The 12,640-nt window shown below is 63.5% G+C and carries 18 protein-coding genes; 8 read left to right on the forward strand and 10 right to left on the reverse strand.

Going from position 1 to position 12,640, the window contains the following annotated elements; translation table 11 throughout:
* Positions 1-3: 3 nt before the first annotated feature.
* Positions 4-207, reverse strand: a complete 204-nt coding sequence (locus ACE3PR_RS15625) for a DUF1127 domain-containing protein (protein WP_374373739.1) — start codon at positions 205-207, stop codon at positions 4-6.
* A 201-nt stretch (positions 208-408) separates the two neighbouring features.
* Here ACE3PR_RS15625 and ACE3PR_RS15630 point away from each other — a divergent pair, with 201 nt between their 5' ends.
* The 3 genes from ACE3PR_RS15630 to ACE3PR_RS15640 all read left to right on the forward strand — a co-directional run bounded on the left by ACE3PR_RS15630 (position 409) and on the right by ACE3PR_RS15640 (position 2,799).
* A complete protein-coding gene (locus ACE3PR_RS15630) occupies positions 409-771 on the forward strand; it encodes a hypothetical protein (RefSeq protein WP_374373741.1) in 363 nt (120 codons plus the stop codon).
* A 20-nt stretch (positions 772-791) separates the two neighbouring features.
* The gene (locus tag ACE3PR_RS15635; protein WP_374373744.1) at positions 792-1,568 is read left to right on the forward strand and encodes an enoyl-CoA hydratase; all 777 of its coding nucleotides are present in this window, start codon (positions 792-794) and stop codon (positions 1,566-1,568) included.
* Between the two features lie 121 nt (positions 1,569-1,689).
* Complete coding sequence (locus ACE3PR_RS15640) at positions 1,690-2,799, forward strand: hypothetical protein (RefSeq protein WP_374373746.1); 1,110 nt, start codon at positions 1,690-1,692, stop codon at positions 2,797-2,799.
* Positions 2,800-2,845: 46 nt separating this feature from the next.
* Here the strand turns inward: ACE3PR_RS15640 and ACE3PR_RS15645 are convergent, their stop codons facing one another.
* Complete coding sequence (locus ACE3PR_RS15645) at positions 2,846-5,089, reverse strand: esterase-like activity of phytase family protein (RefSeq protein ID WP_374373748.1); 2,244 nt, start codon at positions 5,087-5,089, stop codon at positions 2,846-2,848.
* 407 nt (positions 5,090-5,496) lie between these two features.
* Between ACE3PR_RS15645 and ACE3PR_RS15650 the strand changes: the two genes are divergently transcribed.
* The gene (locus ACE3PR_RS15650) at positions 5,497-5,706 is read left to right on the forward strand and encodes a cold-shock protein (RefSeq protein WP_374373750.1); all 210 of its coding nucleotides are present in this window, start codon (positions 5,497-5,499) and stop codon (positions 5,704-5,706) included.
* A gap of 158 nt (positions 5,707-5,864) precedes the next feature.
* The gene (locus ACE3PR_RS15655; RefSeq protein WP_374373753.1) at positions 5,865-6,092 is read left to right on the forward strand and encodes a hypothetical protein; all 228 of its coding nucleotides are present in this window, start codon (positions 5,865-5,867) and stop codon (positions 6,090-6,092) included.
* Here the strand turns inward: ACE3PR_RS15655 and ACE3PR_RS15660 are convergent.
* Genes ACE3PR_RS15660 through hppD form a run of 3 tightly spaced genes read right to left on the reverse strand, consistent with a single transcriptional unit; the run spans position 6,070 to position 8,740 of the window.
* A complete protein-coding gene (locus ACE3PR_RS15660; RefSeq protein ID WP_374373755.1) occupies positions 6,070-7,089 on the reverse strand; it encodes a fumarylacetoacetate hydrolase family protein in 1,020 nt (339 codons plus the stop codon). The genes ACE3PR_RS15655 and ACE3PR_RS15660 overlap by 23 nt on opposite strands.
* Complete coding sequence (locus ACE3PR_RS15665; RefSeq protein ID WP_374373758.1) at positions 7,086-7,646, reverse strand: VOC family protein; 561 nt, start codon at positions 7,644-7,646, stop codon at positions 7,086-7,088. The genes ACE3PR_RS15660 and ACE3PR_RS15665 overlap by 4 nt, the downstream gene beginning before the upstream one ends.
* Positions 7,643-8,740 (reverse strand): 4-hydroxyphenylpyruvate dioxygenase, encoded by a 1,098-nt coding sequence (hppD, locus tag ACE3PR_RS15670; RefSeq protein ID WP_374373760.1) that lies wholly within the window; start codon positions 8,738-8,740, stop codon positions 7,643-7,645. The genes ACE3PR_RS15665 and hppD overlap by 4 nt, the downstream gene beginning before the upstream one ends.
* A gap of 99 nt (positions 8,741-8,839) precedes the next feature.
* Here hppD and ACE3PR_RS15675 point away from each other — a divergent pair, with 99 nt between their 5' ends.
* Positions 8,840-9,649, forward strand: coding sequence for a helix-turn-helix domain-containing protein (locus tag ACE3PR_RS15675; RefSeq protein WP_374373763.1), 810 nt, complete (start codon positions 8,840-8,842; stop codon positions 9,647-9,649).
* Positions 9,650-9,719: 70 nt separating this feature from the next.
* Complete coding sequence (locus ACE3PR_RS15680; protein ID WP_374373765.1) at positions 9,720-10,052, forward strand: hypothetical protein; 333 nt, start codon at positions 9,720-9,722, stop codon at positions 10,050-10,052.
* 2 nt (positions 10,053-10,054) lie between these two features.
* Here the strand turns inward: ACE3PR_RS15680 and ACE3PR_RS15685 are convergent, their stop codons facing one another.
* From ACE3PR_RS15685 to ACE3PR_RS15695, 3 genes are read right to left on the reverse strand one after another with little or no spacing between them, the layout of a single operon-like run.
* Entirely contained in the window at positions 10,055-10,519 is a 465-nt protein-coding gene (locus tag ACE3PR_RS15685) for a molybdenum cofactor biosynthesis protein MoaE (RefSeq protein WP_374374013.1), read from the reverse strand.
* A gap of 22 nt (positions 10,520-10,541) precedes the next feature.
* On the reverse strand, positions 10,542-10,796 hold the full coding sequence (moaD, locus tag ACE3PR_RS15690) for a molybdopterin converting factor subunit 1 (protein WP_374373768.1): 255 nt from the start codon (positions 10,794-10,796) through the stop codon (positions 10,542-10,544).
* On the reverse strand, positions 10,793-11,374 hold the full coding sequence (locus tag ACE3PR_RS15695) for a PAS domain-containing protein (protein WP_374373770.1): 582 nt from the start codon (positions 11,372-11,374) through the stop codon (positions 10,793-10,795). The genes moaD and ACE3PR_RS15695 overlap by 4 nt, the downstream gene beginning before the upstream one ends.
* Positions 11,375-11,498: 124 nt before the next feature.
* Between ACE3PR_RS15695 and arsC the strand changes: the two genes are divergently transcribed.
* Positions 11,499-11,846, forward strand: coding sequence for an arsenate reductase (glutaredoxin) (gene arsC / locus ACE3PR_RS15700; protein WP_374373773.1), 348 nt, complete (start codon positions 11,499-11,501; stop codon positions 11,844-11,846).
* Here the strand turns inward: arsC and ACE3PR_RS15705 are convergent.
* Both ACE3PR_RS15705 and ACE3PR_RS15710 read right to left on the reverse strand, forming a co-directional pair.
* Entirely contained in the window at positions 11,843-12,241 is a 399-nt protein-coding gene (locus ACE3PR_RS15705; RefSeq protein ID WP_374373775.1) for a hypothetical protein, read from the reverse strand. The two genes, arsC and ACE3PR_RS15705, sit on opposite strands and share 4 nt — an antisense overlap.
* The coding region (locus ACE3PR_RS15710; protein WP_374373777.1) for a hypothetical protein at positions 12,238-12,640 on the reverse strand (403 nt) is incomplete at its 5' end. The genes ACE3PR_RS15710 and ACE3PR_RS15705, both read right to left, overlap by 4 nt.

A 12,640-nucleotide genomic window follows, 5' to 3' on the forward strand; every position in this document is an offset into this window, starting at 1 on the left:
GGCCTAAAGCTTCCAGAACGGTCGGTTTGTCTCGGCGGCGACATCGGCGCGGGTGAGGCCGATATCCCGAAGTTGTCCATCGCTCAGATTGGCGAGATGCCGGCGCTGGCGCCAGGTCTCGGCCATATCCCGGAAATGGGTGCCGACAGCCTGGAGAAGGCTGCCATGGGCGGTCGAGCGGGCAGATCGTGTGTTGCTGGCAAACATCTGTTTCCTCCTGTGGCGGGCGTCTTTTCGTCCCCCAAGTAACCACCGAAACCATGCCTGATGCTTAGATCGCGACCGAACTATGAGCTATCCGCATCCTGTGTCCGGATCATGTCACCTGCGTGAAATCCCGCCGCTCAGGGCGGCTTGTGACGCCGCCTTATCCGGGGTAGAAAAAGGCCCCTTTTCTCGGAGACGGAAATGCGCCGATTCCTTGCTGCCGCCAGCCTCGCTTTCGCGCTTTTCCTGCCGGCTCTGCCGGTTTTGGCCACCGATTACCTCACCGGTATCAGCGATCTGCCGCTGCCCGAAGGCCTCAAGGAGGCCAAGGACAAATCGACCGTGTTCGATTCCGCAGTCGGGCGCATCGTCACCGCCTACGCCAGCGGCCCCGGCACCGCGGATTCGGTGCACGATTTTTACGAATCGACTCTGCCGCAACTGGGCTGGGACGAAACCGACGAGGGCAATTGGCGGCGCGAGAACCAGGTCCTCAAGATCGACGTGCTCGGACCCGAAGCCGGCCCGGTGACGGCGACCTTCACCCTTTCCTCGGACAATTAATCGATCGGGAGTTTGCGATCATGGCTTTTGCCACCATCGACCTGACGCGCGAGGGCCGCGTCGGCATCATTCGCTTGAACCGGCCCCAGGCTTTGAATGCGCTCTGCGATCAATTGGTCGCCGAACTGGGGATTGCCCTCGACGATCTCGAAAACGATGACGCGATCGGTGCCATCATCCTTACCGGTTCTGAAAAGGCTTTCGCCGCCGGCGCCGACATCAAGGAAATGGCCAGCCGCGGTTTTGTCGACGTGCTGGTCAAGGATTTCATCAGCAAGGGCTGGGAACGTGTCGCGCAATGCCGCAAGCCGGTGGTGGCGGCGGTGGCGGGCTTCGCTTTGGGCGGTGGCTGCGAGATGGCGATGATGTGCGACATCATCATCGCCGCCGAAAACGCGAAATTCGGCCAGCCGGAAATTACATTGGGCATCATCCCCGGCGCCGGCGGCACCCAGCGCCTCACCCGCGCCGTGGGCAAGGCCAAGGCGATGGATCTCGTCCTCACCGGGCGCATGATGGATGCGGCCGAGGCCGAACGCGCGGGCCTCGTCGCCCGCGTCGTAGCACCCGAGAAGCTGATGGAAGAAGCGATGGCAGTTGCCGGCAAGATCGCCGGCTTCTCGCTCCCCATCGTCCTCATGGCGAAGGAATCCGTGAACCGCGCCTTCGAATCCAGCCTCGCCGAAGGGGTGAAGTTCGAGCGCCGGATGTTCCACGCCGCCTTCGGTACCGAGGACCAGAAGGAAGGCATGGCAGCCTTCGTCGAAAAGCGGAAGCCTGCTTTCAAGCATCGCTGACGATCGCTGCTGCCAGCGTTGTGGCAGCAGTGAGGATAGGCTTGCCGCGAACCGGTTTGCCCGCGCCCCGAATCGCGTTACAGGCCTTCCCATCCGATTGTTCAGGGATGACGAGGTGACGATGGCCGAGCCTTTGAAGGAAATGTTCAACAAGGCGGCGGTCGATTGGCTGGCCGGGCGGCTCGGTTCGGCCTGGCCGGATTTCCCTGCCGCCAAGTTCAAGCGCGCGATACTCGCTGATCTGCCAGCATTGGAACTCATCGCGCGGGTCGACCGCATCGCGCTTGAGATGCAGGCGACCCTGCCGGCAGATTTCCGGAAAGCGGTGCGGATCGTTACCAAGGCCCTGGGCGCGCCGCCGCCCGCCGGTGACGGCACCGATTTCGGTTCGTTCCGCGTGCTTCCCTGCCACCGCTTCGTGGCGCAGGCCGGGCTGGATCACACCGACCATGCGCTTGCCTATTTCAAGGATACGACGCGGCACTTCTCCGGCGAATTCGACATCCGCCCGTTTCTGGTGCGCGATCAGGCCCGCGTGCTGGGCGTGATGCGCGATTGGGCCGATGACAAGGATTGGCGCGTGCGGCGCCTGGCCTCGGAAGGCGCACGGCCGCGTCTTCCCTGGGGCCTCAGGCTCCAGGCGCTGGTCGCCGATCCCGCGCCTCTGTTGCCGATTCTCGAAGCCCTGCGCGACGATCCGATCGAAGCCGTGCGCCGCTCGGTCGCCAATTCCCTCAACGACATCGCCAAGGACCATCCCGATCTCGCCGTGGAAATTCTGGGCGCCTGGCGCAGCGATTCCAGCCGCGCGCCGCTCATCCGTCATGCGCTGCGCCATCTGGTGAAGCAGGGCCATGGCGGCGCGCTGCATTTGATGGGGGTCGATCAGGCGGCGAAATTCCAGCTGCGCGACCTCGCCCTTGGAAAAACGCGCATCGCCATCGGCGGCTCTCTCCCCATCGATCTTGCCCTGCGCAATGCGGGGAAGCGTGCGGCGATGGCGATCATCGATTATGCCGTCCATCATCTCGGTGCCCGCGGCGAATTGCGGCCCAAGGTCTTCAAATGGAAGCAGGTCGAACTGGCCCCGGGCGAAACCATCGCTCTCTCGCGCAAGCACAGCCTCAAACCCGTGACGACGCGGCGCTATTACCCCGGCGCCCACAAGCTCGACATCCGCGTCAACGGCCGCATCCTGGGCGAAGCGGATTTTATCCTGACGGCAAAATAAAAGCCCGGCACCGTGCTTCGGTGCCGGGCTCCCGTTCGTTCGAAGTTTACTGCGTCAACTGATCGAGCGCACCCAGGCGCAGGAACTGCGTCTCGCCCGGCGCGTCCGCGACACCGTCATTGTCGATGACCGCATAGACCTGGCCGTCCTTGGTGACGGTCAGGCCCTCGATCTTGTCCGAGATCCAGCCATGGCTGGCCTGCATCAGCGGGAGGACGTCCAGCGCGATCTTTTTCTCGACCACCGGCAGGGTCTCGCCCAGCGGCTTCGGCTCGATGCCGGCCAGATCGATCGTGGTGATGTGTTTGATCGCGGCATAAACACCCGGCTGGTTGTCGCGCTCAATGAGGGCGAAGCGCGAGCCGCCGAGATGCGTGATCTCCGAGAGGCCGACCCAGCCCTTATTGGCCGATTTCGGCTTCTCGAGCGGATAGTGGACGAAGCTCCAGGCTTTGCTCTTCGGCTCATAGATGGCGAGCTTCACCAGGCCCTTGGGATCGTCCTTCCATTCACGCTGCAAAGCGAGGATCAGCTTCTCGGTGCCGTTGTCGTCCCAGGCGGCGATGCCTTCGAGGCCGAAACGCTCGGCCTGGGCGGTCAAGGCCTCGGGCAGCAGGATCTCTTCTTCGACGGTGCCGTCGGCTTTCACCGCCAGCAGCTTGTTGAGCAATTCCTTCTCGGGATTGCCTTCCGAGACCAGCCAGAAGCCACCGCCCTCCCTGAGCGTGATGCCTTCGATGTCATAGCCGGCGGGTTTGCCGTCCTTTTGAAGATCGACATAGCCGGTGATTTTGGCCGGCGTGGCGGTCGCATCGAGATCGTAGATGCGCGAGAGGCCATAGATGCTGTCATTGACCGCGAAGAGCTTGCCCTCCGCCGCGGGATCGGCGGCGAGACCGGAAAGTGCCCCCCACCCGATCGGGGCACCGGTCGCGGGATCGGTTTCCGAGACGATGGCCGGCGCAAAGGGTGCCGCTGCGTCGCGGGCGTAAAGGCTGACACTGGACCGCAGATTGTCCTCGGCGCTGTCGGTCTCGGAAGCCACCGCGAAGAGGTTCCGCGCGGGAATGGCAATGGCACCTTCGGGGCCCACCGCGGTCGGCAGGAATTGCAGGAATTCCGGCGCTTCCGTCTTGCCCTTGTCGCGATAGACGGCGACGAAATTGCCGCGCTCGGCCAGGACGAAGATCAGCGTGTCGTCGCCGAACTTGCCGATCTCCAGGCCTTCGGGCTCGACGCCCTTGCTCTTGGCGCGCTTCACCGGGAACTGGCCGTTGGCCATGGCGAGATGCTCGACCGCGTTCCCCGATTCGTAGAGCACCTTCCCCGTCTTGTCGAAGATGGTGAAGCTGCGCGATCCGCCCTTGTAATCGCCTTCATTGGCGGTGACGAATCGCTCGTTGTCGAGCCAGCCGATCGCATCGGGTTCCCGCAGGATTCCGGCCTTGCTGTCGATGGCGGAAATGACCTTGTCGTCATTGGCGTCGATCTTGTCGAGATCCACGCTGCCGGCCGAGAAATGCGCGGTGACCTTGGCGCTGGCGAGATCCACCAGCGCGATATGGTTGTTCTCCTGCAGGGTCACGGCGGCGATGTTGTCGCTGTTGATGTCGATGAATTCCGGTTCCGGATCGTCGCCTGCGATCTCGGCGAGGCCCGTCATCTGGACGATGGTCGCGGCATCGCAATTGGCCAAGGTGCCGTCGCTCTCCACGTCGAAAATGGCGAGGTGGCCGGCCGGCATCTGCGGGAGGACGCCCTCGTTCAGATCCTCGTCGCGCTCGTTCTCGATGGCAACGGCGAGGTATTTCTTGTCGGGGCTTGCCGCCACCGAATCGGGCTGGCCCTGCACGTCGCAGGTGGCGGTCACCTGCCGGCTGGTGAGATCGACAATGGCCACATGGCCGCTGGGCTTTGCATAGCTTTCGCTGGTGTTGACGCCCACCAGCGCCACATTGCCGATCACGGTGACCGAGGTGGGCTCGCCGCCCATGTCGATCTGGCCGGTGGGCTTGGGCGCCATGGGGTCGGTGATGTCGACAAAGCCCAGGGCCTTCCCCGGGCTGTTGCTGTAGACGAGGCCCATGCCGTCGGCGGTCGCCGTGATGATCTCGGCCGCCGCCTCCGTCGCGGGATCGCTGTCCTGCGGCAGGTTGAGGAAGGCGGGCAGAGTCGCCAAGCGGCTGAAATAGGATTCCTCGGCCCGGGCCGCGGATTGGCTGGCGACAAGGGCGCAAAGGCTCAGCGCGGTTCCTGCCAGCAAGGTGTCGAGACGGCGTTGGCTGTTCATATCTGGGTCCCCTCCAATGAGCGCGGCGCCCGCGATGGCAGGCGGCCGGAAAGCCACAGCTAGGGGTGGCTGATGATGGTTTCGTGACCTCCCGGCGAAACTTCCATGACGCCCCGCCCGGCAAAAGTTCCGAAAATGGCGCAAAGGCACGCAGGGATTGCATTTTTGCGGTTGCGGCAATCACAGAATTAATCTCGGTAAATCATAGTATTAGTAAAAAATCTCGGAATCCGGCTCGCCTTTCTTCTTGCGTCTTTTGTGGGATTTTCTATCTTATGGCCGTCATTCTGCTTCGAGCTTGCCGACCTGCTACGCCCTCCGGGTGCCCAGATCGCGTCATTCCGAGACACAGTCTGATGCACGGCTCAATGGGAGCGGTGCCACCCAACTTCTAACGGAGGACAGCAATGCCCGTCGGCACTGTCAAATGGTTCAACAACACCAAGGGTTATGGCTTCATCCAGCCGGAAGCCGGCGGCCCGGACGTGTTCGTGCACATCTCGGCGGTCGAGCGTGCCGGTCTCGGCACCCTGAAGGACGGCCAGAAGGTTTCGTACGAAGAGCAGCGCGATCCGAAGCGCGGCAAGACTTCGGCCGAGAACCTGAAGGCGGTCTAAGCCTTTTCGCGCGCCGGCCTTAGGCCAGCGCCGAGCTTGATGGGGCACCAGGAAACTGGTGCCCCATTGCTTTTGTTTTATCCTTGCTTGTGTCGTGCCCGGGATTTTGTCCCTCGGTTGGGTCGCGCGCATCAGCCCGACCCGATGGAGATTTTCATATGGCCCGCAAGAAACCCGTCGTCGAAAGCGGCTTCGTGCTGTTCGACGTGATCTACGAAGACGGTCGCCAGACTTCGAACCGCAAGGTGCCGGCCGGCGAACTCGGCGGCCTCGACGGCGACACGCCCGCCAAGACCATCATCGAAGCCCAGGACCGCAAGATCGCCGAAATGTCCGGCCAGTCCCGCGGCCGCATCAAAACCATCAAGCGCTCGCCGAATCAGTAACCACCTGGTCGATGGCGCCGAAGATCGATTTCCCGGCACCGTCCAGCATTTCGATCCGCACCCGGTCGCCGGGTTTGAGGAAGGGCGTCGCCGGTGCGCCGTTCCGGATCGTCTCGACCATGCGCTGCTCGGCGATGCAGGCATAGCCGCGCCCGCCTTCCGACACTTTCCGGCCCGGCCCGCCCTCCGCGTCGCGGTTGGAAACGGTGCCTGAGCCGATGATGCTGCCGGCGGCCAGATCCCGTGTCTTTGTCGCATGGGCGATCAACTGACCGAAATCGAAGATCATGTCTTGGCCGGCATCGGGCCGGCCGAAGAGCGTACCGTTCAAATGGCTGAGCAAGGGGAGCGCAAGTTTCGCCCCCGCCCAGGCAGCACCCAGTTCATCGGGCGTCACCGCGACCGGGGAGAAGGCGGAGGCCGGTTTCGACTGGAAGAAGCCGAAGCCCTTGGCCAATTCACCCGGGATAAGGTTGCGCAGGGAAACGTCGTTGACCAGCATGATAAGGCGGATCGCTTCGGTGGCCTCTGCCGGTGTCGCGCCCATCGGCACATCGCCGGTCACCACCGCCACCTCCGCCTCGAAATCGCAGCCCCAATCCGGATCCTTGAGCGGAATCGGATCGCAAGGCCCCAGGAACCTGTCCGAGCCGCCCTGATACATCAGGGGATCGTACCAGAAGCTCTCCGGCATCTCGGCGCCGCGCGCCTGTCTCACCAGCGCCACGTGATTCACATAGGCCGAGCCATCTGCCCATTGATAGGCGCGCGGCAAGGGCGCCAGGCAATCCTCCGCGCGAAAGGGCAGGGTGCCTTCCCGGCGCCCGTCGCGCAATTCATCGGCCAGGCGTTGCAGCATGATCGCCGCTTCGTCCCAATCGTCGAGGGCTGCCTGCAAGGTCGGAAAGGCTTGGCAGGGCAACGCGCGCGTGAGGTCGCGATCCACCACATGCAGCGCCCCATCGCGCCGCCCGTTGCGCAAGCTGGCGAGTTTCACGAAGCGGGTGCTTTCTTGTGCAGCCAATCGGCATGTTTGGGCGCCTTCCGCGTCCGCGCCCATTCCTCCAGCATCGGGCGCTTCACCGCGTCAAGGCGCGCCTGCATTTCCGGCGTGGTCACGTCATGGGCCAGTTCGATCCGGTGGCCGTTGGGATCGAAGAAATAGATCGAGTGAAAGAGCGTGTGATCGATTGGGCCGATCACCTTGATGCCGGCCGCCTCCAGGCTTTCCTTGGCCCCGAGCAATTCCGCCTCGCTCGCGACCTTCAAGGCCAGATGCTGCACCCAGAGCGGCGTGTTGCGGTCGCGGTCCATCGGCTCCCTGGTGGGGAGTTCGAAGAAGGCCAGCACATTGCCGCCGCCCGCATCGAGGAAGACATGCATGTAGGGATCCGGTTCCTTGGTCGAGGGCACCTCGTCCTCGGCGATGGCCAGGATGAAATCCATGCCGAGATGTTTTTCGTACCATTCCACCGTCTCCTTCGCGTCGCGGCAGCGATAGGCGACGTGATGGACGCCCTGTAGTTTCACGGGCAGTTTCACCGGCCTGTTCATCCCGGGCCTCCCGATTTCTCGCCAATCACGCCGCGGCTCATCTGCTCGCGCTCGATCGAGCGGAAGAGGGCGGCGAAATTCCCCTCGCCGAATCCCTCCTCGCGCTTTCGCTGGATGATCTCGAAGAAGACCGGCCCCAGCAAAGTCTCGGTGAAGATCTGCAGCAGGATGCGGGGATCGTTATTCTCCGTGCTGCCGTCGATGAGAAGGCCGCGCGCCTGCAGCGCCGCCACATCCTCGCCATGGCCCGGCAGGCGTTCGGCCAACATGTCGTAATAGGCCTGGGGTGGGGCAGGCATGAAGGCGACGTTCTGCGCGCGCAGCCGGTCCACACTTGCGTAGATGTCGTCGGTGGCAAGCGCGATATGCTGGATGCCCTCGCCGTTGAAGCGCATCAGGAATTCTTCGATCTGTCCCGTCGCGCGCGAGGCTTCTTCGTTCAAGGGAATGCGGATGCGGCCGTCGGGGGCTGCCATGGCCTTCGAATGGAGCCCGGTATATTCGCCCTTGATGTCGAAATAGCGGATCTCGCGGAAATGGAACAGGCGCTCGTAGAACGCCGCCCAATAGGCCATGCGGCCCTTATAGACATTGTGGGTGAGGTGATCGATCTCGGTGAGGCCCGCGCCCACCGGATGCCGCTCCTCCGAGAGATAGCGGAAATCGATATCGTAGATGCTGGCACCCGGTTGATAGCGGTCGATGAGATAGATGGGCGCGCCGCCGATTCCCTTGATCGCCGGCAGCTTCAATTCCATCGGCCCCGGCGGGATGTCGATCGGCTGCGCGCCCCGGCGCAGCAATTCGGCATAGGCGTGATGGGCGTCGGCGACGCGGAAGGCCATGCCGCAGGCCGAGGGGCCATGTTCCTCGGCGAAGTAATCGGCCAAGCTCGAGCGCTCCTGGTTGACGATGAAATTGATTCCGCCCTGGCGATAGAGCTGCACGTTCTTCGACCGATGCGCGGCGATCTTGGTAAAGCCGAGGCCGGTGAAGACCCGATCGAGCTCAGCTGCGTCGGGGGCGGCGAATTCGACGAATTCGAATCCGTCGAGGCCAATCGGGTTGCCAATCGGGTTAACGGTGTCGAGCATGCGGCGGCTCCGTCGCGGATGTCATCCTGAGTGGTAACGCTAAAGCCCCCTTGTGGTTGCTGCCTAGACAAGTGTTTCACCTGGTGAAACACTACCCTCATGGCACCGCCCGCCCCCAAGGCCAACCGCTCGCTCCAGCGCGGCCTCCAGCTCCTCGACCATCTCGCGCAAAGCGGGGCGCTGGGCCTCGCCGATCTCACCCGCGCCGCCGCCTTGCCAAAGCCCACCATCTATCGCCTGCTGAACACGCTGGCGGGATCCGGCTGGGTCTATCGGCGCCGGAATGACGGCCGCTATGTCGCCGTCATCGGGCCGCAGGCTTTGGCGACGGCCGCGCGCACCGCGCAATTGGCGCTGCCGCATCTGGCCGCCCTCACGGCGCGGACCGGCCTTGCCGCCGATCTCACCTGGCTGATCGAGCCCGGCATCCTCGAGGTCATCGATTCCACCCGCCGGCGCAAGGCGGGCGGCGTCGACCCGCAAGTGGCGGGCTTCCGTCCCTCGCTTGCTTTCTCGGCGCCCGGCCGCGCGCTTCTCGCGGCAAGTTCGGAAGCGGAGCGGGCGCGGCATCTCCAGCATCTGCTGCGGACCGATTCACCGGCCGAGCGACATGCCGCGACCAGCGGTCAGCTCGCCGCCGAAATCGCCCGCACGCAAAAGCGGGGCTACGGGATTCGCGCGCAAGGCTATTGGCCGCAATCTTCGGATTATGGGCGCGAGCCGATGGACATCGCCGTGGCGCTCGTCGCCGGCAGCAAGGTCTTGGGTTGCGTCAGTCTGGTCTGGCCCAGCGAAGATGCCGCGCCGGAAGCGGTCGCGCGGGGCCATTTATCCGATCTCAAACTCGCTGTCAGGAATATTGTCGCATCCCTCGGAAAGGCCGGGAACCGCGTCACAAAAACGCTATAAACCAATTCCTAACCATCTTGCTGCACCCTGCAGGGAGAGAGGATCGTTTCGATCCAGAAAAGGCTCAACAATGCAGGCCCAATCGGGACCACCCGCCGCCCAGGCATCACCGCGCTTCACGCTCAAATGCATGCACGTGCTGGTCGACCGCAAAACCCATCCGATCGTCAACATGAACATCCAGGAAGTGCTGATCGGCGGCATGCCTGATTGGATGTCCGTCGGACAGCGCGTGGAATTTTCCTTCGTGATCACGTTGAAGGATTGGGAGCGATCGCTGCCGACCTATGGCGTCGTCATCAAGAACGATGCGGCCGGTCTCGACATCCGCTATTCGCCGCCTTTGCCTTCCTGGCGCAACATCCTGACGAAGCTGCTGGCCGAAGACGCCCGCGGCAAATAACGTCAGCTTTTCGGCAGCGCCCATTTCGCGGCGGCTGCGTCGTCGCTTTCCTTGGCTTCGACCCAACGCTGCTGGCGCCCGTCATCCTCGATCTTCCAGAACGGTGCCTTGGTCTTCAGCCAGTCGATGAGGAAGGCGCAGGATTCCAGCGCCGCCTCGCGATGCGCTGAGGCCGTCCCCACCAGCACGATGCGATCGCCGGGCAGCAATCTGCCATGGCGATGGATGATGAGGCAGGTCTCCAGCGGCCAGCGGCGCATCGCCTCTTCGGCGATGGCGGTCAGTTGCTTCTCGGTCATGCCGGGATAATGCTCCAGCGTCATGCTGGACGTACTGGCCGCATCCGGCGCGATGTCGCGCACCAATCCCAGGAAGCTCGCGACACCACCCACTTGGGCGCGGCCATCGCTCAGCGCGGCGAGTTCGGCGCCGACATCGAAATCCTCTGCCTGTACCTTGATGGTGATCGGCATGGGTTGTCCGATGCGCTCAATGCCCGCCGGTCACGGGCGGGAACAAGGCCACTTCATCCTGCGCCTGCAAGAGGTGATCGGCATCGACATATTCCTGATTGACCGCGACCTTGACCACGCGCCGCTCCTTGAGGGCGGCGGCGAAATTGGCACCGCGCCCTTCCAGCCAATCGAGAAGCTCGCCCACCCGGCGCACGTCGGCGGGCGGCGTCACGATTTCCTCGGCCATGCCGATCTTGGCGCGGATCCAGGCAAAATACATCAGCTTCATGGCTTCTCATTTAGTGCGGCGGGGGCGATGCGTCCAGCCCGATCACGCCTGGTATCCGCATCCTCCAGCCAGAATTCGCGGAAATGTTCCGGCCCGATGCTGCCCTGGCCGCCGCGGGTGAAGGCGTAGAACGCCACCAGCAGCAGATGCGAGACGCGTTCCTGATCCTCGGAAAGCGGCAGGCCCAGGCGCTGCACCCGCCGCGCGAGGCGCGGTGTCACATGCGCCGCCACATCCAGGAAATGGCCCCGCCCGGTATCGGCCATGCCGTGGAGCGAGGCGAAGATGCGGGCCGAATTCGGGCCCCAATCGAGATTCTCCAGATGGATTCCGGTAAGGCTGCGGCCATAGACGCTTTCCACTCGCGTGCCGGCCAGGCGCACCAGCAGCCGTGGGCTGCCCTCTGCCACCTCGATCAGCCACAGATGCGGCAGCAGGCCCGGAATCTCGCAGGGATCGATATCGGATCGCCGCGCCCATCTGTTGCCGCCGCGCTTCTGATCGACATAGCCGAGCAGCCGCCCGAACCCGGGATGCGACCACAATTCAGCCGCGTCGGTGATCTCCTCATGCATCATCGGCTCGCGGCATCCGCTTCCTGGCAGGCACACCCCGCAACCATCTCTTGCACTCGCCCGGCCGGCTTCGTTACCTTCGCGCAATTGATCGAGTTGAGCACGGCGACCGGCGGGACCCATCGAGATGGCCATCACTATCTACCACAATCCGAAATGCAGCACCTCGCGCAAAGTCCTTGCCTGGCTGCAGGAAAAAGGTCATGCGCCGAAGATTGTCGAATATCTGAAAACCCCGCCCGATGCGGCGACGCTGCAGCGCATCCTGAAGCTGATGAAGGCGAAGCCGGCCGACATCCTGCGCCGCAAGGGCGATGCCTATGAGGCGCTGGGTGATCCGGCGAAATTGAGCGATGCAGCACTCATCGCCCATATGCTGGCGGATCCCGTGCTGATCGAGCGCCCGATCGTCATCACCGACAAGGCGGCGGTTCTGTGCCGCCCGCCGGAACGGGTCTGGGAAATCGTTTCCTAGGCGGCTTCGCGGCCGCTGCCGGCGCGATCCGGCAGCAGGAAGATGCGTCGTGCCAGGGGGCTCGCCAGGCGTTCCTTCGAATAGAAGGCTGCCAGCGGGTTGCCGGTGAAGAGATCGCCGTGGCCGGCGCGGAAACTCTCCCAATCGCCGCCGCCTTGCGCCACTCGCTCGTTGATCAGGGTCATGAAGGCGACGGTGACTGTCTCGTGATAAAGACCGTCTTTGCCGTTCCGCGCCGCAATGCCTTTGATCGCGCGGCGCATCCCCTCGATGGCATCGGTGAAATCCCGCTGCGTCAGATAAAGCCAGGCGGCGCGGATATGGGCCGTGTGGTCGAACGCGCTCAAGGGCAGGGTGCCGGCTTCAAGGGCCCGCAGAAACTCAGTGTCATTCATGATCTTTCTCCGTCGATCGGCGCCTTTTCCTTCAGCCGATGACTGGCATCGGCGCCCAGCGGCAGGCCATAGACCTTCTTGAGGGCGGCGATCTGGCCGATGGTTTCCTTGTCGAAAGGCACCTTGCCCTCGAAGGCATGCAGCGCCATGCCCTCCAGCAGGTCGCCGAGGGTTATGTCCTTCAACTCGGCCAACGCCTTCAGCACTTTCAGCAGCCGCTTTTCCAGGCGCACGCCCGTTTGGACGCGCTCGATCGTCCAGCTTGCGGCCCTGGTTTCCGCAGTCTTGGTTTCCGCAGTCTTGGTTTCCGCAGTCTTGGTTTCCGCAGTCTTGGTTTCCGCAGTCTTGGTTTCCGCAGTCTTGGTTTCCGCAGTCTTGGTTTCCGCAGTCTTGGTTTCC

The organism is Dongia sp. (assembly GCF_041909655.1).
Taxonomy (GTDB): Bacteria; Pseudomonadota; Alphaproteobacteria; order Dongiales; family Dongiaceae; genus Dongia.